Source organism: Truepera radiovictrix DSM 17093, assembly GCF_000092425.1.
GTDB classification, from domain to species: Bacteria; Deinococcota; Deinococci; order Deinococcales; family Trueperaceae; genus Truepera; species Truepera radiovictrix.
On the sequence record NC_014221.1, the window covers coordinates 845,266 to 864,581 of the forward strand.

Annotated in this window: 19 protein-coding genes; 13 read left to right on the forward strand and 6 right to left on the reverse strand. The window is 70.1% G+C overall.

Annotation, left to right across the window (positions count from 1 at the left end):
* Positions 1 to 10: 10 nt before the first annotated feature.
* Complete coding sequence (locus tag TRAD_RS03855) at positions 11 to 892, reverse strand: CE1 family esterase (RefSeq protein ID WP_013177281.1); 882 nt, start codon at positions 890 to 892, stop codon at positions 11 to 13.
* A 92-nt stretch (positions 893 to 984) separates the two neighbouring features.
* Here TRAD_RS03855 and TRAD_RS03860 point away from each other — a divergent pair, with 92 nt between their 5' ends.
* Positions 985 to 1,257, forward strand: a complete 273-nt coding sequence (locus TRAD_RS03860) for a hypothetical protein (RefSeq protein ID WP_013177282.1) — start codon at positions 985 to 987, stop codon at positions 1,255 to 1,257.
* A gap of 3 nt (positions 1,258 to 1,260) precedes the next feature.
* Positions 1,261 to 3,126: a GAF domain-containing sensor histidine kinase gene (locus TRAD_RS03865; RefSeq protein ID WP_013177283.1), complete on the forward strand. Its 1,866-nt coding sequence runs from the start codon at positions 1,261 to 1,263 to the stop codon at positions 3,124 to 3,126.
* Positions 3,127 to 3,428: 302 nt separating this feature from the next.
* On the opposite strand, the gene TRAD_RS03870 is transcribed toward TRAD_RS03865, so the two are convergent.
* The 3 genes from TRAD_RS03870 to TRAD_RS03880 form a co-directional block, all read right to left on the reverse strand.
* Positions 3,429 to 3,641: a hypothetical protein gene (locus tag TRAD_RS03870; RefSeq protein WP_013177284.1), complete on the reverse strand. Its 213-nt coding sequence runs from the start codon at positions 3,639 to 3,641 to the stop codon at positions 3,429 to 3,431.
* A gap of 146 nt (positions 3,642 to 3,787) precedes the next feature.
* Complete coding sequence (gene rpmE / locus TRAD_RS03875; RefSeq protein WP_013177285.1) at positions 3,788 to 4,006, reverse strand: 50S ribosomal protein L31; 219 nt, start codon at positions 4,004 to 4,006, stop codon at positions 3,788 to 3,790.
* A 73-nt stretch (positions 4,007 to 4,079) separates the two neighbouring features.
* A complete protein-coding gene (locus tag TRAD_RS03880; protein ID WP_013177286.1) occupies positions 4,080 to 6,848 on the reverse strand; it encodes a cation-transporting P-type ATPase in 2,769 nt (922 codons plus the stop codon).
* A gap of 234 nt (positions 6,849 to 7,082) precedes the next feature.
* Here TRAD_RS03880 and TRAD_RS03885 point away from each other — a divergent pair, with 234 nt between their 5' ends.
* Positions 7,083 to 8,351 carry a NupC/NupG family nucleoside CNT transporter gene (locus tag TRAD_RS03885; RefSeq protein ID WP_013177287.1) on the forward strand — a complete coding sequence of 423 codons (1,269 nt, stop codon included), beginning with the start codon at positions 7,083 to 7,085 and terminating at the stop codon, positions 8,349 to 8,351.
* 64 nt (positions 8,352 to 8,415) lie between these two features.
* Here TRAD_RS03885 and TRAD_RS03890 read toward each other — a convergent pair whose 3' ends face one another.
* Positions 8,416 to 8,850, reverse strand: a complete 435-nt coding sequence (locus tag TRAD_RS03890; RefSeq protein WP_013177288.1) for a SufE family protein — start codon at positions 8,848 to 8,850, stop codon at positions 8,416 to 8,418.
* A 131-nt stretch (positions 8,851 to 8,981) separates the two neighbouring features.
* Here TRAD_RS03890 and aroA point away from each other — a divergent pair, with 131 nt between their 5' ends.
* From aroA to TRAD_RS03940, 9 genes are all read left to right on the forward strand, one after another.
* Positions 8,982 to 10,268, forward strand: coding sequence for a 3-phosphoshikimate 1-carboxyvinyltransferase (gene aroA / locus TRAD_RS03895; RefSeq protein ID WP_013177289.1), 1,287 nt, complete (start codon positions 8,982 to 8,984; stop codon positions 10,266 to 10,268).
* 32 nt (positions 10,269 to 10,300) lie between these two features.
* Positions 10,301 to 10,993, forward strand: a complete 693-nt coding sequence (cmk, locus tag TRAD_RS03900; RefSeq protein ID WP_049773173.1) for a (d)CMP kinase — start codon at positions 10,301 to 10,303, stop codon at positions 10,991 to 10,993.
* A 111-nt stretch (positions 10,994 to 11,104) separates the two neighbouring features.
* On the forward strand, positions 11,105 to 11,995 hold the full coding sequence (locus TRAD_RS03905) for an NAD(+)/NADH kinase (protein WP_049772950.1): 891 nt from the start codon (positions 11,105 to 11,107) through the stop codon (positions 11,993 to 11,995).
* A 657-nt stretch (positions 11,996 to 12,652) separates the two neighbouring features.
* Positions 12,653 to 13,231 (forward strand): GGDEF domain-containing protein, encoded by a 579-nt coding sequence (locus TRAD_RS03910; protein ID WP_013177292.1) that lies wholly within the window; start codon positions 12,653 to 12,655, stop codon positions 13,229 to 13,231.
* Positions 13,232 to 13,503: 272 nt separating this feature from the next.
* Positions 13,504 to 14,112, forward strand: a complete 609-nt coding sequence (locus TRAD_RS03915) for a class I SAM-dependent methyltransferase (protein ID WP_013177293.1) — start codon at positions 13,504 to 13,506, stop codon at positions 14,110 to 14,112.
* A 40-nt stretch (positions 14,113 to 14,152) separates the two neighbouring features.
* Complete coding sequence (locus tag TRAD_RS03920) at positions 14,153 to 15,331, forward strand: lipid-A-disaccharide synthase-related protein (protein WP_013177294.1); 1,179 nt, start codon at positions 14,153 to 14,155, stop codon at positions 15,329 to 15,331.
* Between the two features lie 143 nt (positions 15,332 to 15,474).
* On the forward strand, positions 15,475 to 16,668 hold the full coding sequence (locus tag TRAD_RS16250; protein ID WP_013177295.1) for a hypothetical protein: 1,194 nt from the start codon (positions 15,475 to 15,477) through the stop codon (positions 16,666 to 16,668).
* Positions 16,658 to 17,104 carry a hypothetical protein gene (locus tag TRAD_RS03935; protein ID WP_013177296.1) on the forward strand — a complete coding sequence of 149 codons (447 nt, stop codon included), beginning with the start codon at positions 16,658 to 16,660 and terminating at the stop codon, positions 17,102 to 17,104. The genes TRAD_RS16250 and TRAD_RS03935 overlap by 11 nt, the downstream gene beginning before the upstream one ends.
* A gap of 33 nt (positions 17,105 to 17,137) precedes the next feature.
* Entirely contained in the window at positions 17,138 to 17,809 is a 672-nt protein-coding gene (locus TRAD_RS03940; protein WP_013177297.1) for a response regulator transcription factor, read from the forward strand.
* 12 nt (positions 17,810 to 17,821) lie between these two features.
* Here TRAD_RS03940 and TRAD_RS03945 read toward each other — a convergent pair whose 3' ends face one another.
* Complete coding sequence (locus TRAD_RS03945; protein ID WP_013177298.1) at positions 17,822 to 18,781, reverse strand: nucleoside hydrolase; 960 nt, start codon at positions 18,779 to 18,781, stop codon at positions 17,822 to 17,824.
* Positions 18,782 to 18,798: 17 nt separating this feature from the next.
* Between TRAD_RS03945 and TRAD_RS03950 the strand changes: the two genes are divergently transcribed.
* On the forward strand, positions 18,799 to 19,257 hold the full coding sequence (locus tag TRAD_RS03950; RefSeq protein ID WP_013177299.1) for a hypothetical protein: 459 nt from the start codon (positions 18,799 to 18,801) through the stop codon (positions 19,255 to 19,257).
* Positions 19,258 to 19,316 lie beyond the last annotated feature (59 nt).

A 19,316-nucleotide genomic window follows, 5' to 3' on the forward strand; every position in this document is an offset into this window, starting at 1 on the left:
GAGGTAGACCCTAGGGGAGCGCGCTGAAAAAGCGCATGATCGCCTCGCCCGTGCCCCGCGGCCACTGATGGGGGTAGTAGCGCCCGCTGCGCGTCGTGTCCTGGGTGTGCGGGCACCACACGAGCGGGTCGGGGGCGTCTGGGGGGCCGTAGCGTTGGCAGTTCAGGCTGCGCGGCGCTACCGGCACGGGCGCGCCCGTGAGCCCGTTTTGCGCGCGGTACTGCTCCTTCGCGGCCTCGCCGTAGGCGAAGGCGACGTGCTCGTCGTTGGGGTTGTGCAGGACCATCGCCGCGACCGACCCCTCGCACGCGCCGCCGAGTGGCCCACCACCCAAGCTGGCGACGGCACGCAACACGCCCGCGCGCTGGCACCCGAGCGCGTTGACAAACGACCCCCCGAGGGAGTGACCGACGGCGTAGATCCGCTCGGGGTCGAGGCAGTAGCGCTCGCTATGGGCCGCGACGAGGGCGTCGAAGAGCGCAAAGTCGCGGAGCGCCGAAGGCGCTTCGCCCGCCTCCCACCAACCGAAGGTGCCATCACCTTGCCGCAGGGCGCGCGGGTAGACGAAGATCGCGTGCTCCAAGGTCGCTGCGACGTGCGGCTCGAGGTCGTAGTAGCCGCGCACCTCCTCGGCGGGGCTCGTGCGGCCGTGAAAGGCCAGTACGAGCGCGTGCGGCGTGTTGGCGTCGTAGGTGTCGGGGACGACCGCGATAAAGCTGCGCGCCGCGCCGCCGACCTCGAGGTGGTCAAAGGGCGCGGGCGGCTTGCCGCAACCCGGCGTGCGGCCGGGGGGGCTCGGCGGCGCGGCGAGCGCCGCGCTTAGCAGGGCCGTGCTTAGTAGGGCGGCTCCCAAACGGGCCACCTTGGCGAGGAGGGGGCTTAAAGGCGTCACCCGCTCAGCTTACCGCTCGGCAGCGGCGCTCTAGGTGACGGCGCGGCTACGGCGTTTACCGACCGGGTGCGCCAAAGCCCGTACAATAAGCCATGTCCAAGTCGAGAAAACAGCGCAAGCTCGCGGCCCGCAGCGCCGCTGAGGCGCGCCGCCTGACCCCCGGCAAAGTCCTCCGGCTCCTTTTAAAGACGCTCGCCTTTGCGCTGCTCGTCTCTTTGCTCGTGACCCTGCTCGCCTCGCTCGGGATCCCGGTCTTCGAAAACTTCTGGATGCAGCTCGCGGTCATGCTTATCGTCTACCTGCTCGCCTACCCCTACCTCATGAGCGAGTTTCGGCCCAGGCGCAACCCGCCCACGGAGCGCTAGCGCGTGGCGCTCCGTGAGGGGGCGCCCGAAACCCCGCGCACCCGGGCGCGTCCAGGTCAAGAGGCGCCGAGCCCGCTCGCCGGCAGCCTCTACCAACAGATCAAGCTCGCGCGCATCTGGTTTCCACTGGCGATTATCGGGGTCGTGCTCGTGCATCAGCTGTTTATCGTCCCCCTGGGCGGGGCGCGGTGGCAGTTCTGGGCGCAGCTTCTCTTTTACAGCCTGTTGGGTCCCGCCGCGACCTTTCTCACCCTCGACTGGATCGCCGCCGAGGTGCGCCGCCGCGAACGGGCGCAGGCCGAGCTGCGCTCGCTCTACGACGAGTTGCGGCGCAGCCACGCGCTTTTAAGCGCGATTCAGCGCGTGACCGAGCAGTTTGCCGCAGCGACCGACCTCGACACGGTGCTCTCGGTCGCAGGGGAGGGGATCACGGCGGCGACCGGCGCGCGCGGGACGGCCATCTTGTTGGGTCGCCGCGGCTTTCGCGTGACGCATACCCACGGTCTGGAGCCGGAGGAGGCGCGCGACGCCGCGCTGCGTAACGACCTCCTGCTCCGGCGTGGGGAGCCTTTGGGGCCGGAAGCGCAGGGGCGTCCCGAGGCGGTGCTCTCGGCCGCGCTCTACTGGGGGGGGAAGCTCGAGGGGAGCCTGCACAGCTACTTCGACGCGCCGCCGACCCCCGAGCAGCGCGAAAGCTTCCGCATCCTCGCCTCGGAGTTCTCCGCGGTCGCCGAGGCAGCCCGGAGCCGCACCCGCGACCTCTTGACGCTCTTTGAAGCCGACCGCAGCATCCGCGCCGAGGGCAACCTCGAGCGCCTTTTGGAGACGCTCCTCACCCAAACGATGCGCCGCGCGGACGCCCGCGCCGGCGGGGTCTACCTCGCCGACGAGGACGGACTGCTGCAGCTACGCGCCTCACACGGCGCGCTCGCCCCCGCCCAGCCCGGCGCGCTGCGTCTCGGCGAGGGGTTCGTGGGGCGGGCGGCGGCGGAGGCGGAGCCGCGCGTCGCGCACCACTTGGGCGCCACGGAGCGCGTCGGCCCCGTGCTCGCGAGGGCGGGGAGCGCGCTCAGCCTCCCGTTGCGCACCGAGGAGGAGCTTCTGGGCTGCGTCGTGCTCGCGCACCCCGACCCCGAGCACTTCCACGAGGCCAACTTGCCCTTTTTAAACCTGCTCGCGGGGCAGGTCAGCCTGGCGGTGCGCAACGCCCGCGCCTACTTGCAGTCCGAAGAGCTGGCGATCGCCGAGGAGCGCGCCCGCATCGCCCGCGAGATCCACGACGGGGTCGCCCAATCCCTGGCTTTTAGCGCGCTCAAGCTCGACCTCGTCGGCCGCATGCTGGCGCAGCCCGGGGGGGCGGGGCTTGAGAAAGCCGCGGCGGAGCTCGAGGCCACCAAAAAGACGATCCGCGAAGCCATTCGCGAGGTGCGCCGCTCGATCTTCGCCCTGCGCCCGATTGACCTCGAGCGCCACGGCTTCGTCGAGACCATCCGCCGCTACGTCGACGACTACGCCCAGCAAAACGACATCCGCGTGCAGCTCACGGTCCAGGGCCTCCCCAAACTCACCGCCAAGTCCGAGGCGGTGCTCTTTCGCATCTTTCAGGAGGCGATGAACAACGTCGCCAAACACGCCCGCGCGCGGCACGTCGCGGTGACGGTCGGTAAGACCTGCGACGCGTGCGGGTTTATCGAGGTCACCGACGACGGCCAGGGCTTCGACCCGACCCTGGTCTCAGATCGGGTGACGAGCGCGGGCGGTCTCGGTCTCAAGCAGATGCGCGAACGGGTGCAGGCGCGCGGCGGCGCCTTCGAGCTCACCTCGAGCCCCGGCCAGGGGACGCGGGTGTACGCCTCGGTGCCGGAGTAGGGGAGCGGGCGGCCAGGGTCTCAGAGGGCCGGCCCTCGTTCGCGCCCCTTGGAAGCGCTAGGGAGCTCGTGGTCGGCGGCGTCGCGGCTGACCCCGGCTGACCCTGTGGTACGCCGTGTGGTACGCCGTCACTCAGCTGCTACGGGGATCGTCTCAGGGGGTCGTCTCAAAACGTGCAGGCAGAGCGACCCCTTGTGGATGTGAGAGTGTAGTACCCCAGCTGCGGGGCAGCGCTGCGACCGCCCCAAAGCAAGTAAAAAGAGCCTCAAGAGAGGCTCTGGGTCTAAATGGTTTGCGCTTCTCTACGCCTGGCTCAGCTGCTGGCCGAGGAGCTTTTTGGCCTGCTGGGCGATCTGGTTGTACTGCTGCTGCGTGTTCTGCAAAAACTGCGTGAGCTCCTCGCTGCCCTGCGCGTCCTGCATATACTGGCCGACCGTCTCGCTGCCCTGAAGGGCGTGATAGAGGACGCTGATCAGGTTGTAGTGCTCGTCTTTAACGCCTGTGGTTTGCGACATGTTGCTGACCTCCCCAGCAAGATCGTACGAAGCGCCTAGACGTGCGAAGTGTAGAAAAGGCTACAATCTGCTCCGCTGCTCCGGCAGGGGTCGGGGAGGGTCAAACGAGAGCGGCTCGAGCCGCTCTCGTCGCAGGGTCGCTCGGGTTACTTGCGGTTTCTGCGGTAGGACTCGCCGAAGCGCTTCTGGAACTTTTCGACGCGCCCTTCGGTGTCGATAAAGCGCTGCTGGCCGGTAAAGAAGGGGTGGTTACCCGACCACACGTCGACGCGCATCTCGGGTTTGGTCGAGTAGGTCTCCATCACGACCTCGCCGTCGCAAAACACCTTGCAGGGGACCATCTTGGGGTGAATGTCTTTTTTCATGTCGCTCCTTCCGCACGCTCTGCCGTGCGCCAAAAACTCCTGATTCTAGCATCCGCGTGGGCCCTATGCCAAGCTAGGCGCGCGGGCCGGTGCCGCCGGCGACGCGCCGCGCGATCCACTTCTCGGCCTCGACGAGGACGAACACGCCGACGCCCGCGGCGAGCGCCAGCAGCCACAGCTCGAGCCCGATGGCGGCGGTGCCGAAAAGGAGCTGCAGCGGGGGGAGGTAGGTCAGCGCGAGCTGCAGCAGCACGAGCAGCGCCACGCAGAGGAGCACCGCGCGGTTGCCGACAAAGCCCTGCGGCGGCAACGACGAGCGGAAGAGGAAGCGGCTGCTAAAGAGGTAGAACACCTGCCCGGCAGCGAGCACGTTGACCGCTAGGGTGCGCGCCGCGGCGAGCGGCAACGCTTCGCGGTAGGCGTCGAAAAGGAGCAGCGCGGGGGTGGTGATAATCACCGACACGAAGAGCACGCGCCAAACCCCGTAACGCGACAGGATGGGGCTGTTGGGGGCGCGCGGCGGGCGGCGCATCAGGTCGGGTTCGCTCGGTTCGAAGGCGAGGCTTACAGCGAGCGTGACCGACGTGACCATGTTGATCCACAAAATCTGCAGCGGCGTCACCGGCAGCTCGCGCAGCGCCAGCAGAAAGGGGACGATGATGACGAGCGCCTGCGCGCCGTTTGTAGGCAGCAAGAAGAGGATAGTCTTTTTGAGGTTGTCGTAGATCGTCCGCCCCTCTTCGACGGCGTGCTCGATGGTGGTGAAGTTGTCGTCGGCCAAGACCATCTCGGCGGCCTCTTTGGTCGCCTCGGAGCCCTTGATGCCCATCGCCACGCCCACGTCGGCGCGCTTGAGGGCGGGCGCGTCGTTGACGCCGTCGCCCGTCATGGCGACCACCTCGCCGCGCGCTTGCAGGGCGCGGACCAAGCGGATCTTGTGCTCGGGGCTCGAGCGCGCGAAGATGTCGCAGCCCTGCACCGCCGCTTCAAGCTCCGCGTCGCTGAGGCGCTCGAGCTCGCGCCCCGTCATCGCCGTTTTCCCGTCGCCGATACCGAGCTGCGCGCCGATGGCGCGGGCCGTCAGGGCGTGGTCGCCGGTAATCATCTTGACCCGAATGCCCGCCTCTTGGCAGGTTTTGACGGCCTGGATGACCTCGTCGCGCGGCGGGTCGATGATGCCCACGAAGCCGAGCAGCTCGAGCCCCTCTAGGTCGCTCTCCTCGAGGGCGTCGTGGTTGGGGGGGGCGGTGTGGCGGGCGAGCGCCAGCACCCGGTAGCCCTTGCTCGCCAGCGCGTCGATCTCGCCGTGCCAGCGCGCCTCGTCGATCGGCTGGCCGCTGGCGTCGCCCTGGCAGCGGCGCATCACCGCCTCGGGCGCCCCTTTCATGTAGACGACGCGCCCGCCGTCGGGGGTTTTGTGCAGCGTCGCCATAAACCGGTGCTCGGACTCGAAGGGGACGGCGTCGATGCGGGGGTGGGTGCGCTGCAGCTCCTGGCGGGAGAAACCGGCTTTAAGGCCCAAGGTCACGACCGCGCCCTCGGTGGGGTCGCCGGAGAGGTGCCAGCTCCCGTCCTCCTGGGTCACCTCGGCGTCGCTGCAGAGCGCCCCCGCGCGGGCGAGCTCGAGGAGCTCCGGGGGCGGCACGACCTCACCCGCGCCGGGTTGCACAAAAGCGCCTTCGGGACCGTAACCGCCGCCGGTCACCTCGAAACGCGCCTCCGGCAAGACGACCTCGCGCACCGTCATCTCGTTTTTGGTGAGCGTACCGGTTTTGTCCGAGCAGATGACCGTCACCGACCCGAGCGTCTCGACCGCCGGCAGCCGGCGGACGATGGCGTTGCGCCGCGCCATGCGCTGCACCCCCAGGGCGAGGGTGACGGTCATGATCGCCGGCAGCCCCTCGGGGACGGCCGCGACCGCGAGCGAGACGACGATCAAGACGAGTTCGTTGACGGTGTACTCGAGGGCGAAGTAGCCGAAGGCGAAAAGAAGCGCGCTAAAGGCGAGGATAATGAGCGCGAGCGCCTTGGCAAAGCGGCCGACCGCCCTTAATAGGGGCGTCGTGAGGGTCTGCGTCTCGGAGACGAGCGCGCCGATGCGCCCGATCTCGGTGTCGCCCCCCGTGGCGGTGACAACCCCCGTGACGCGCCCGCTGGTGATCACCGTGCTCGAGTAGAGCATGCTGCTGCGGTCGCCCAGGGCCGCGTCCTCGCTCACCGGGTCGGGGGCCTTTTCGGTCGGCACCGACTCGCCCGTTAGGGCCGCCTCCTCGACGCGGGCGTTGCGCGCGGCGATCACGCGCATGTCCGCCGGCACGCGGTCGCCCGACTCGAGCTGCACCACGTCGCCCGGTACGAGCGTCTCGGCGTCGACCGTGCGCCGCGTACCACCGCGCACGACGGCGGCCTCGAGCGAGAGCATCTTGCGGATCGAGGCCAGCGCCGCCTCCGCCCGCCCCTCCTGAATAAAGCCGATCACGGCGTTGATCAGCACGACCGCCAAGATGACGCCCGTCTCGATCCACTCGCCCAAAAAGGCCGTCAGCACCGCCGCGGCGAGCAGCACGTAGATCAGGACGTCGTTGAACTGGCGCAAAAAGCGCAGCAGGGGGCCCTCGCGCTTGCCCTCCGGCAGCCGGTTGGGGCCGTGCGCCTCCAAGCGCCGCTGCGCCTCCTCCTCGCTAAGGCCCTCCGGGGAGGTGCGCAGCGCGCGCAGCACCGCCGCGGCCTCTAGGCTGTGCCAAGCGCCGCTGTCTGCAACGCTGTCGGGGCCGCTGACGGTGTGCTCGCCGCCCGCTTCGCGGGCGTCCCCCTCGCGGGGAATGACTCGGACTTGTCTCATAATCCTCCCGACGCGGGCGTGACTCCCGCGCACTGTTCCAGAGTCTAGCGCTCGCGTAAGGGGGGGTGTGTCGGCTGCTCAGCTTTCGTGCCCGGTTGCGCCTAGGGTTAGATTGGGCTAGCGCTGCCCCGACGGGGCCGCTACCGGCATCGTGTCGGAACGCGCGTGTGGGGGACGCTCTTTTAGGCTTCGGGGTGCGTAAGCGGCCGGGTGATGCCCGCTCAAGGAGGCGACATGGCGCTTATCGGCGTGGTCGGTATGGGGGTTCTTTTGGGTCTCGGGTGGCTCTTGTCGCTGCACCGGACGCGCGTCCGGTGGCGCCCCGTGTTGGGCGCGCTGGCCATCCAGTTCGCCTTCGGCTTTGTCGTGCTGCGCTGGCCCCCGGGGCGCCAGGCGCTGCAGGCGCTCGCCTTTGGCGTGCAGAGCGTGATCGACTACGCCGCCGCGGGGATCGATTTTCTCTTCGGGGGCCTTACCGCGCCGGGGGCGCCCGTCAGCGAGGCCCTGGGGACGGTGTTCGCCTTCCAGGTGCTGCCGGTGATCGTCTTTTTCGCCTCGCTTTTGGCGGTGCTCTACCACCTGGGCGTGATGCCGTGGGTTGTGCGGATCCTAGGCGGCGGTCTCTCGCGGCTGCTCGGGACGAGCCGCGCGGAGTCGCTCTCGGCGAGCGCGAACATCTTCGTAGGGCAGACCGAGGCGCCGCTGACGGTCCGCCCGTACATCCCCACGATGACGCAGTCGGAGCTTTTTGCCGTGATGGTCGGCGGGCTCGCGTCGGTGGCGGGGTCGGTGCTGGCGGGGTACGCGCAGCTCGGGGTGCCGCTCGAGTACCTGATCGCGGCCTCCTTTATGGCCGCGCCCGCGGGGCTGCTGATGGCCAAGCTCGTCTTGCCGGAGACCGAGGCGCCGCAAGAGGCTGCAGCGGGCGCGGAGCAGCGGGGCGGGGTGCGTGTCGTCAAAGCGCCCGCCGAAGAGGTGCGCGCCGCCAACGTCATCGACGCGGCGGCGCGCGGCGCTTCCGAGGGGCTCGGTTTGGCGCTCAACGTGGGCGCCATGCTGCTGGCGTTTATCGGACTGATCGCGCTCGCCAACGGCCTTTTGGGGGGGGTGGGTGGCCTTTTGGGGGTTCCCCAGCTCTCTTTGGAGCTGCTCCTCGGGTACCTCTTCGCCCCCCTCGCCTTTGTCATCGGCGTGCCGTGGGCGGACGCGCCGCTCGCGGGTTCGCTCATCGGACAAAAGCTCGTCTTAAACGAGTTCGTCGCCTTCGTCGCCTTTCAGGACGTGTTGGGCGAAGGGGCCGCGTTGGGCGCGCGCACGGAGGCGATCATCACCTTTGCCTTAACGGGGTTTGCCAACTTCGGCTCGCTCGCCATCCTCTTGGGCGGCCTGGGCGGGCTCGCCCCCTCGAGGCGCGGCGACATCGCCCGCTTGGGGCTGCGCGCGGTGGCCGCCGCGACGCTCGCCAACCTTATGAGCGCGGCGATCGCGGGGCTGCTGCTATAGGGCCTGTGGCATGTGGCTCGTGGCGCGTGGTGAGGCCAGCGTCTACGAGCCACGGGCCACGGGCTTACTCGAGCCCCTGGTGCTCCCGCACCTGCCGCTTGAGGCGGCTCATGATCGCGCTCATCCCGCGCAGCCTGAGAGGCGAGATGACCTCGCCGAGCTTGAGCGCTTCGTAAAAGTTGTCGGGGGTCGCGAGGACCTCGTCCGGCGAGAGGCCGTTGAGCCCTTCGGAGAGCACCCCCGCGAAGCCGCGGGTGGTGGGCGCCTCGGGGGGGGCGTCGAAGTGGAAGACGACGCGCGCCTCGTCCGGGAACTCGGTGGCGATAAAGAAGGGCGTCTGGCACTCGTGGACGCGCTCCATGGCGTCGTGGTGGTCTCTAAAGTACTCGGGCAGCGGCGGGACCTTTTTGGAGTACTCGAGCAGCAGCTGTAGCCGGAGCTGCTTGGGGGCACTCTGAAAGCTCTCGACGATGGTCTGGAGTTTTGCGGGCACGCTCATCCCTTTACCCTACCCCCGGCGCCGTGGTAGCGGGGTGGCGTGCGCGTCAAAGGGCTCCGTCAAAGGGATGCGTCAAACGGATGCGTCGGCGGCCCTTTTCGTGAGCTGCTGCGTGATATCGTCAAAAGCGTATGCCGCTGCCCCCCACCCTCGCCATCCGCCCCCTGAGACGGGTCGACGCCCGCGTGAGCGTGCCCGGCTCCAAAAGCCTGACCAACCGCGCGCTTATCACCGCCGCCCTCGCCGAAGGTGACTCGACGCTCTCGGGCTGTCTGGTCGCCGAGGACTCCGAGGTGATGGTGCGCGCGCTGCGCGCCCTCGGCATCGCGGTCGCCATCTCGGGGACGACCATGACGGTCTCCGGCCAGGGGGGGCGGGTGCCCGCGGCGCGCGCCGAACTCGACCTCAAGCTGTCGGGGACGTCGATCCGCTTTCTCACGGCGCTCGTCGCGTTGGGGCGGGGGCGCTTCGTCTTAGACGGCAACGCCCGGATGCGCGAGCGGCCCATTCAGGACCTTTTGGACGCGCTCACGGCGCTCGGCGTGAAAGCGACCTCGCAGCTGCAGACCGGCTGCCCCCCCGTCGTCGTCGAGGCGGCGGGGTTGCCCGGCGGCGAAGCGGTGCTCGCGGGGGGCAGCTCGTCGCAGTACCTCTCGGCGCTCCTCATGGCCGCCCCTTACGCGCAGACCCCCGTCACCCTCACCGTCAGCGGTGAGCTGCCGTCTAAGCCCTTTGTCGACATGACCCTCAAGCTGATGGCCGACTTTGGCGTGGAGGTCGCGCGGGACGGCTACCGGCGCTTCGAGGTGCCTGTGGGGCGCTACGCGGCGCGCGCTTACGCCGTCGAGGGGGACGCCATGGCCGCCGGGTACCTGTGGGCGGCGGCGGCCCTGACGGGGGGGCGGGTCGAGGTCACGAACGTCGGCGCGAGCTCCGTGCAGGGCGACAAACGCCTCGCGGAGGTGCTCGCCGAGATGGGCTGCGCGGTGACCTGGAGCGAGACGAGCTGCACGGTCCGCGGGACCGGCCGGTTGCGGGGTGGCACCTTTGACCTCAACGACATGAGCGACCAGGCGCAGACCCTGGCCGTCGTGGCGCTTTTTGCGGACGCGCCGGTGACCATCACCAACATCTGGAACCTGCGCATCAAGGAGACCGACCGCTTAAGCGCGCTGCGCGCGGAGCTCTCCAAGCTGGGCGCGCGCGTCGAGGAGGGGGGGGACTGGATCACGGTGCACCCCCTTACGGCGCCCCCCGAGGGCGCGGTGGAGATCGCCACCTACGGCGACCACCGCATGGCGATGGCGTTCGCGCTCGCCGGGCTGCGTCTGCCGGGGGTGGTGATCCGCGACCCGGCGTGCGTGGGCAAAACCTTCCCCACGTTTTTCGAGGTGCTTGCCGCCCTGGAGCCCCGGTGACGCTCGAGGGCGCGCGCCTTATGATGGCCTGCATGGGTGAGCGAGAGGTGGGTGCGCAAAGACCCCTGACGGCGGGGGGCGAGGAGACGTTCGTCATCACCATCGACGGCCCCGCCGCGTCGGGCAAGTCGAGCGTCTCCCGCCTCGTGGCGCAGCGGCTCGGCATCCCGTACGTTTCAAGCGGCCTGCTCTACCGCGCCGCGACGTACCTCGCGCAAACGAGCGGCGAAGCGCTCGACGACGAGGGGGCGTTGCTGCAGCTCCTAGACCGCCACCGCGTGCAGCTCGTGACGGCGGTCGGGGCGCGTAACCGCATCGCGGTCGACGGGCGAACCCTAGACCACGAGCTGCACACCGACCGGGTCGACGCGGGCGTGTCGGTGGTCGCTCGGCACCCCGGCGTGCGCGCGTGGGTCGACGCGCGGCTGCGCGAGCTCACGGGGGCGTTTGTCGTCGAGGGGCGCGACATGGGGACGCAGGTCTTCCCGCACGCGGCGGCCAAGTTCTACTTAAGCGCCCCGCCGGAGGTGCGCGCCGCGCGCCGCGTCGGCGAGCGCGCCGGCGACCTCGAGGCGGTCACCGCGGCGCTGCGCCGCCGCGACCAGCTCGACGCGGTGCAGTCGCGCCCCGCCCCCGAAGCCGTGTACCTCGACACCCGCGACCTGACGCTCGACGAGGTCGTCGCGCGGATTCTGGGGGCGCTCCCCGAGCGCCGCCGTGCCTAGAGCGCGGCGCCGCTATCGCGAACGAGCCAACGTGAGGACGGGCCAACGTGACTTCCCCGGTAACCCCGATCTTGTGATCTCGCTATGAGCGGCTCCTTAAGCGCGCCCTGCGTGGAGACGGCCACCTTCGCCGTCCCCGCCGCCGCGCTGCGGCAGGTCGTGGTGACGAGCACGCGGCACAAGCCGCAAGCCCACCCGCTCGTGCGGGAGGCGGCGGCGGGCTTTCGCGCGCTCGGCGCCGAGGTGCTCGAGGACGCTCCCGGTGAGCTGCCGCTCGCGAAGCTGGCGGCGGAAGCCGACCTCGTCGTCGCCATCGGCGGCGACGGCACCCTGCTCTCGACGGCGCGTCGCCTCGTCGGGACGCACGTCCCGACCTTGGGGGTCAACCTGGGCAAGCTGGGGTTTCTCGCCGAGCATAGCGCCGATGACTTGCGCCGCTACCTAGCGGGGGACACGCCGACGCGTTGGCGCTTAAGCCCCAAGATGATGCTGCAGGTACACCTAGAGCCGCTCCATGGCGCCGCGCTAGCCCCCGCCTACGCGCTTAACGACGTGATCGTCTCCCAAGGGGTAATGACGCGGCTTGTGCATATCGATATGGACGTCGACGGGGAGCACGCCTCGCAGTACCGCGCCGACGGCCTGGTGATCTCGACGCCGGTCGGTTCGACCGCCTACTCCTTGTCGCTCGGCGGGCCGATTTTAGGGCAGGGGCTGCGCGCTTTCGTGGTGACGCCGAGCGCGCCGCACACGCTGACAAACCGCCCCATCGTGCTCGAGGGAACTGCGCGGGTCGGTTTTCGCGTCTCCGGCCCGGTCGACGAGTTGGCGCTCGTCGTCGACGGCCAGGAGCGCCTCGAGCTGCGTGCCGGCGACCGCTTTACGGTCTGTGCCGCCCCGACCGACTTCTGTTTGATCGCCTCGGGGAGGTCGTACTTCGACATCCTGCGCGCCAAGCTGGCGTGGGGGGCGGCGCCGCGCCTTAACGATGCCGCGGGGTGAGGGGGAGCGGGTCGGTGGCGCGCGCCGCCCCGCTACTTCTCGCCCCCCTTGGAAGGTTGAGGTAACCTAGACGCGGAGTTGGCATGGGGCAGCGTCATCTGAGCGCTTTACGTGAGTACCTGTTGCACCGTTATCCCGCGCAGCCAGCGGCGTACCGCCCGCCGCTGAGCGCCGAGGGGGCTCGAGCGTGGGCTGAGCGCCCGCACGCGGCGCACCTCCTGCCGGTGCTGCTCGGCTTCTGGCTGTCGTTGGCCGCGGCCTTTTTGCTGCCGCTGAGCGGCTTTTGCGACCGCCTGAGCGGCCCTCTGCTGGCGGTCGCTGGGTTTCACCTGCTGCTGCTCGTGGGCTGGCGACGCCCTTGGGCGGCGCGGTTACGGCGGCTCTCGCCTTACCTACACGCGGCGACGCTCGGTGGGTTGTGGTGCTACACCCTCTACTGGGTGTACCCCGACCCGCTCGCCCGCGAGGTCATGCTGCTCTCGTCGTTTGCGCTACCGGTGCTCTACGCGCCCCTTTACGTGCGCCTCCCCGCGCGGCGGGCGCTGCTGCGCTCGCTCGCCCTGCTCGGCGCCTTCGTGGCCCTTCACCTGCCGCACGCGCTAAGGGGTCTCAGCGGGCCCTTTCCGCTCGACGGGATTGTTTTCCCCTTCGTGGTGTTTGCCCCGCAAGCGGTGCTGCTGGCCGTGCTCACCACCGCACGCGCAGGGGGCGCAGAGGGCGACCGAGCGCGCGGCGCAGCTCGAGCGCCAAGCCTTTTTCGACGCGCTCACCGGTGTCGCCAACCGTTGGCGCGCCGAGGCGCTGCTCGCCTCCAGGTTGGCCGACCTGCGCTGCGGCGCCCCCCCTTTCGGGGTGCTTGTCGTCGACATCGACCACTTCAAGGGGGTCAACGACCGCTACGGCCACGGGGTCGGCGACGCGGTGTTGCGCGAGGTCGCCGCGCAGCTCAGCCGACACGTGCGCAGCGGTGACACCCTTGCCCGCTGGGGCGGTGAGGAGTTCGTCGTGCTCGCACCCGCTGCGGGTGAAGGCGAGCTTGCGCGGCTCGGGGAGCGGCTGCGGCAGGCGGTCGCCGCAGCGCCGCTCGCGGGGCACGCCGTGACGGTCTCCGTCGGGGGGGCGTGTGCCACCCGTAAGGACGTCGCGGCGACGCTCATAGCGCGCGCCGATAGGGCGCTCTACCGCGCCAAACGCGCGGGGCGCAACCGGACGGTCGTCGAGACCGGTAGCGAGTAGCCCCCGGTTGGCGACGCCACGCCAGACGGGTCCAGCACGCACCCTTTAGAGAGCTGCCGGTTGGTGATCGGCGTCGGCAAGCTGCTACGAGCCCGCCCCGCGTCGCTCTGCCGCTGACCGGCTCCTCTGGGGCGTGCAGCTGGGCGCCAGAACCCGCTCCTTTCGGCGACAGTCGGCGGCGGACCTCGCCGCGCGGGGTGGCGACCCTGAGGCCCTCATGAAGGTGAGTCAGCTCGCTGAGACGCGCCCCTCAAAGGCGCAGTGTAGGGGGAATGAAAAAGCTCCTCCCCGAATTTTTCCGCCGCGAAGACGAGCGGCCCGACGCGCTCTTCTACGCGCAGCCGCGGTTTGTCGCGCACCTCGACGAGGCGGCGTCGCGCGCGGCCTATCGCCTCTACGACGAGCTGCTTCCGGCGGGAGGCCACATCCTCGACCTCATGGCCGGTTACCTCTCGCACCTCCCGGACAAGTTCGCGCGCGTCACGGGGCTCGGCCTAAACCGCGAAGAACTGCTCCACAACCCCAGCCTCAGTGACTTCGTGATCGTAGACCTCAACCGGCCGGGATTTTTACCCTTTGCCAGCGAGTCGCTCGGCGGCGCTGTGTGCACCGTGAGCGTGCAGTACATGACGCGCCCCCTAGAGACCTTTAGCGAGGTCGCGCGGAGCCTGCGCCCGGGGGCCCCTTTTATCGTGACCTTCTCCAACCGCGCGTTCCCCACCAAAGCGGTGCTCGCGTGGCGCGCGACCGACGACGCCGCGCACGTCCGGCTCGTGCGCTCCTACTTTCAGAGCACGCCCCTTTTCGGGCCGACGTTCAGCCAACACTTCGAACCCGAAACGGGCGACCCGCTCTTCTCGGTCTGGGCCTACCGCCTGTAGCGGCCCCTCCCGCAGGAGCCGGGCGCGTTACACTGCGCACGTGCGCGTGACGCTGCTTTCCAACGGCCATGGCGAGGACACGGTCGGCGCAACCCTCGGCGAGGCGCTCCGCTCGCTCGCGCCCGAGCTGGCGCTGCAAGCGTTTCCGACCGTCGATGCGGGGGAGGCGTACGAGAGGCTCGGCGTACCCATTTTGGGGCCGCGCCGCGTGATGCCGAGCGGTGGGCTGACGGCGCACACCCTCGCGGCCCTCCTGGCCGACCTCCGCGCGGGGTTCTTGTCGATGACGGCGGCGCAGGTGCGCGCCCTGCGCCGTCTGGAGACGGACGCGCTGGTCGTCATCGGCGACCTCTACGCGCTCCTACTAAGCAGCGCCGTGCGCACCCGTTCGCGCTTCTACGTGCAGACGCTCGTCTCGAGCTACCACGCCGGCGGGCGCTCGCTAAACCGCTACTTTATGGAGCGCTTTAGCCTCCCCGAACGCGCGCTGATACGCCGTTTGGTGCGCCACACCTACGTTCGGGACGCGCCGACGGCGGCGCTTTTGGCGCGCTACGGGCTGCCGGCGAGCGCGCTCGGCAACCCCATGCTCGACCCGCTCACCGCGCCGCCCGAGGCCGACCTAGCGCTCGGCGTCCCCCTGACGCCGCCCGTTGTCGCCCTCTTGCCCGGCACGCGGCGCTACGCGCCGGCGGCTTTGGAGCGTATGTTGGGGGCCCTGGAACGTTGGCCCGAAGCCACCGGCCTCGTGGCTTGGGCCAACGGCGCGCTGCCGACCCTTCCGGGGTGGCGCCTCGAGCCGGTTGGCCCGGGGTGGCGCGTCGTGCGTTCGGCAACCTCCGCCCACCCCCCTCGCGTCTACCTCCTGCAGCACCGCTTTGCCGAGGTGTTGCGCGCGTCGCAGCTCGCGCTCGGCACCTCGGGTACCGCTCACGAGCAGGCGGCGGCGCTCGGGCTCCCCGTCGTCGCCTTTGCGCTGCCGCCCGACTACACCCCCGCGTTTTTGGCAAACCAAGCGCGCCTCCTGGGCGCGGCGCTGACGCTCGCCGCAGCGAATCCCGCCGCCCTTGCCGAGGCGCTGCAGCGGCTCTGGGGCGACCCCGAACGCTACCGGCGCGCCTCCGAGGCGGGGCGCGCGCGCATGGGCGCCCCCGGCGGGGGGGAGGCGATCGCCCGCGACATCCTGCGGCGGCTCGCCGCCACAGAGCCATCTCATTAAGGTTGCATTAAGCTTGCTGCGGCAGACTGCCCTTACGCGTGGAGGGGTTCCCTCCGGCGGCGGGTGGTAAGCTAGCGGCGTAGCGGATGCGCCCTTTGCTCGCGGCTTGACCTCACGACCTCAGCGATGGGTGAAAGGTGGAAGTGAAAAAGTTTGTCATCGCCCTTTTAAGCCTCTGTGCGAGCGTCTTTGCTCACGCCTCTCTCGGCCTTGCCGATCAGACGCAGCTGATGGTGACCGACCCCAGCGGCAACGTCTTGCTCGGTTACGGGGTGGTCGAGGCGGGGGAGCTGCGGCTCGAGTTAAGTAGCGCAGAGGCGACCGAGGTCGCGCTCGTCTTCGTCACCCCCTCGGCGACGCTGGTGACGCTGACGGGTGTGCTGCAACCCGACGGCAGCGTCCGCGTCATCAGCGACGCCGGTGAGCTCGCGCTCGAGGAGTGGCTGGCGTTTGAAAACCTCTCGCTCGCCGTCACCGTCGCCGCCGTCGAGGCGCCCCCCGAAGAGGTCGACGACGACGTGCTCGAGCGCGTCGGGGAGCCCGCGCCGAGCGGCCAACAGCTAGGTGGCAGCGCCGCTTCGCGACCTGCTGTACCCGTCACGCCCCCCACGGGCGCGCCGGTGCCGCCGGCGGGTGAGGCGGCCGCGGCGGGCGCTACCGGCGGGACGGCGGCGGGTGCCGAGGGTGATCGGGGCGACGATGCGGGCGGCGTGCAGGATGGGGCCCAGGACGAGCAAGGGCAGGACGACCAGGGAGGCGTGACCGCGCCGAGCGAACCCGACACGGGTGACGACGTGACCGAGCCCGGCGAGACCGAACCCAACCCGGGTGAACCCGGCACGGGTGGCGCCGAGGGTGAAGAGGGGGGCGAGACCGGTGGGGGCGTACCTACCCCTGAACCCGCACCTGCTCCCGAGCCGGCGCCGGAGCCGGCCCCCGAACCCGCGCCCGCCCCGGAGCCGCCTCCCGAACCCGAACCGGCGCCCGAACCCGCGCCGACCCCCGAACCCGCACCCGCCCCGGAGCCGCCACCTGAACCGGCGCCCGCCCCGGAGCCGCCTCCCGAGCCCGAACCGGCGCCGGCGCCCACACCAGAACCTACGCCCGAACCCCCACCGGGGGATGACGGGACGCCTCCGGACAACGGTGCCGGAGGCGGTGGTGGCGATGGGGGCAGCGAAGACGAGGCGGGGGGATCGCCTGGACCGGAGGACGGTTCGGGCGATAGCGCACCCGGAGAGGGTGAGACGGGGGGCGACGAGGGGGGCTCGGGCGACGAAAACGGCTCGAGCGCGCCGGAGACGGGACCGGAGGATGGCGACGAGCATGGGGGGTAGCCGCTCGCGCTTGGGTGTTTTGTCGCTCGTGCTCGCCCTCCTCGCCTGTCAGGGGGTGTTTTCTTGGGCCGCACGTGCTCCCGGGGCGCCACGTGAGCTCACCTTTTTTTTCTCGGCCGAAGCGTGGGGGGGGACGCCGTTTTCGGTCGAGGAGAAGCAGCTGGCGATGGGGCGGGCGTTGCTCAGGGGCGGTTTCGAGCGCCTCGAGCAGCCCGTCGCGCACCTCGCCGTAAGCCCCGAGACGCCGGAGGCGCGGGTGCGCAGCTTCGTCGCCATCTTCGAGGTCGATGCGAGCGTGCGCCCGCCGCGTATCCGCACGGGTTACGAGCTCGAGCTGCTCGTCCCCGACGCCCCCGAGCCGCTCGCGGTCGAGCTCGTCAACGGCGTCACGGGGGTGACCAACATCGTGCAGATCGCGCCCGACGGCGCGCTTTAGGGGGCGTCAGCCGAGCGATAAGGAGGGTGCAGGTTGAACGCAACGATTCTCGTGGTCGAGGATGACTTACGGCTCGCGAAGCTGTTGCAGCAGGAGCTGTCGCACGACGGGCACCGGGTCGAGGTGGTTCACAACGGCACCGACGCGCTCGTCCGCGCCGACGAGCGCGCGTTCGACCTCGTCGTGCTCGACCTCAACTTGCCCGACATGGACGGCGTCGAGGTGGCCGAGCGGCTGCGCAGCGGTGGCGAGTTTGGCGCCAGCATCCTGATGCTGACCGCGCGCGGCGACGTCAAAAGCCGCGTCGAGGGACTCTACGCGGGGGCGAGCGACTACATGACCAAACCCTTTAGCGTGCAGGAGCTGCTCGCGCGGGTGCACGTGCGCCTGCGCGAACGCGCGCGGCCCGCCGAGGTCATCCGCCACGGCGAGCTTGTCCTCGAGCCGGGTACCGGGCACTGCGCCGTCGCGGGGCAGCCGCTCGCGCTGACCTCGCTCGAGTTCCGGCTGCTCGAACTCTTTTTGACGCATAAGGGCCGCATCTTCTCGAAAGAGGACGTCGAGGACCGGCTCTACGGCGCCGACCGGCTGCCCGGGTCGAACACCATCGAGGTGTTCGTCTCCAACTTGCGCAAAAAGCTCGCGGCTGCCGGGATGAACGGCATGATCCAGACGGTGCGCGGAATGGGGTACGTCGTTCGGTAGCGTTCGCGCGGTTTAGGCGCCGTAGCTCGCGAGCGTCTCGCAGAGCACCTCGAGCGCGGCCTCACGCGCGATCTCGTAACCGACCTGGACGTTCGGGGTGAGGTCGCTCCGCACGCCGCGTTCGTCGACGACCGTCATCCCGCGGGTGTGTTCGCCGCGCAGCTCGATACGCACGTGGCGCGGTTCGGTCCGGATGAGGTGCGGGTGCGTCACGGCGAGCACGGCGCAGGGGTCGTGTAGCGGCCCCTCGGGGCGGGTGAAAAAGGCCTCCGCGTAGGCCCGCGCGTAAAAGGCGAGCAGGTCGGCGGTAAAGGTGGCGACGGGGTTGCCGAGCCCGCGGATGCGCGCGACATCGGCCTCGCGGATCATGAACTGATGGGTGAGGTTGAGGCCGCACATGATCAGCGTGGCGCCGCTTGAAAACACCACCTCGGCGGCTTCGGGGTCGGCCCAGATGTTGAATTCGGCGGCCATCGTGCGGTTGCCGAACCCCACCCCACCCCCCATGATGGCGATGCCGGCAAGCCGCTGGGCGAGGTCGGGCGCCTCGCGCAGCGCTAGCGCGACGTTGGTCAGCGGGCCGACGGCGACGAGCCAGAGCGGTGCGGTGGGGTCGCGGTGAGGTTGCGAGCCGTGCGCGCGCACCGTGTCGACGATAAAGCGCACGGCCTCCTCGCTGGCTGCTCGCCGCGTCAGCTCGGGCAGCTCGGGGCCGCCCAACCCCGACGCGCCGTGGATGTCGGGTGCGTGGCGCGCGCGCTCGACGAGCGGGCGCGCGGCCCCCGCGTGTACGGGCACGTCGAGCCCCGCGAGCTGCAGCGTCACGAGGGCGTTGCGCGTGGTGCGCTCTAGGGGCGCGTTGCCGCTGACGGTGGTCACGCCGAGGAGCTCGCTGTGCCTCGCGGCGAGCAAGATGGCAATAGCGTCGTCGTGGCCGGGGTCGCAGTCGAGCAGGATGCGAGGGCGCGTCATAGGGGCATTATAGGGGTATGCTCCCCCTCTACCTCGCCGCCTGTGGGCTCGCGTGCGGGCTCGAGCGCCTGCACGGCCGCCCCTTCGTCGCGTCGCTCATGGGTCACCTCGTCGCTCGAACCTTGGGGGGGCGCCGGCTCGCTGGCGCTGCCGAGGGCGAGACGCTTTACGAGGTCGCGTGGCTGCCGGCGGTGGGCTTTCGCGCTGCCGCCCAGACCTGGGGTGAGGTCGTACTGGTGACGCCGGAGGCCTACCGAGTGACCTCGGGGGAGCGGCGTGTGTCCCCCGACCTCCTGGCCCACGAACGCTGCCACGTCGCGCAGTTTCGCCGCCTGACGAGCTTCGGCTTCTGGGTCCGTTACGCCGCGGCGTGGGCCTGGGGGCTGCTGCGCTACCGCGACCCGTTTAGGGCCTACTGGGACCTCGCGCTCGAGCGCGAAGCGCGCGCCGCGGCGGCGCGCCCCGACGACGCGTGAGCGTGACGGCGGGCGAGCGCAGTGTACGCGAAGTTTCATTCCTCGACCGAACCGCCTCG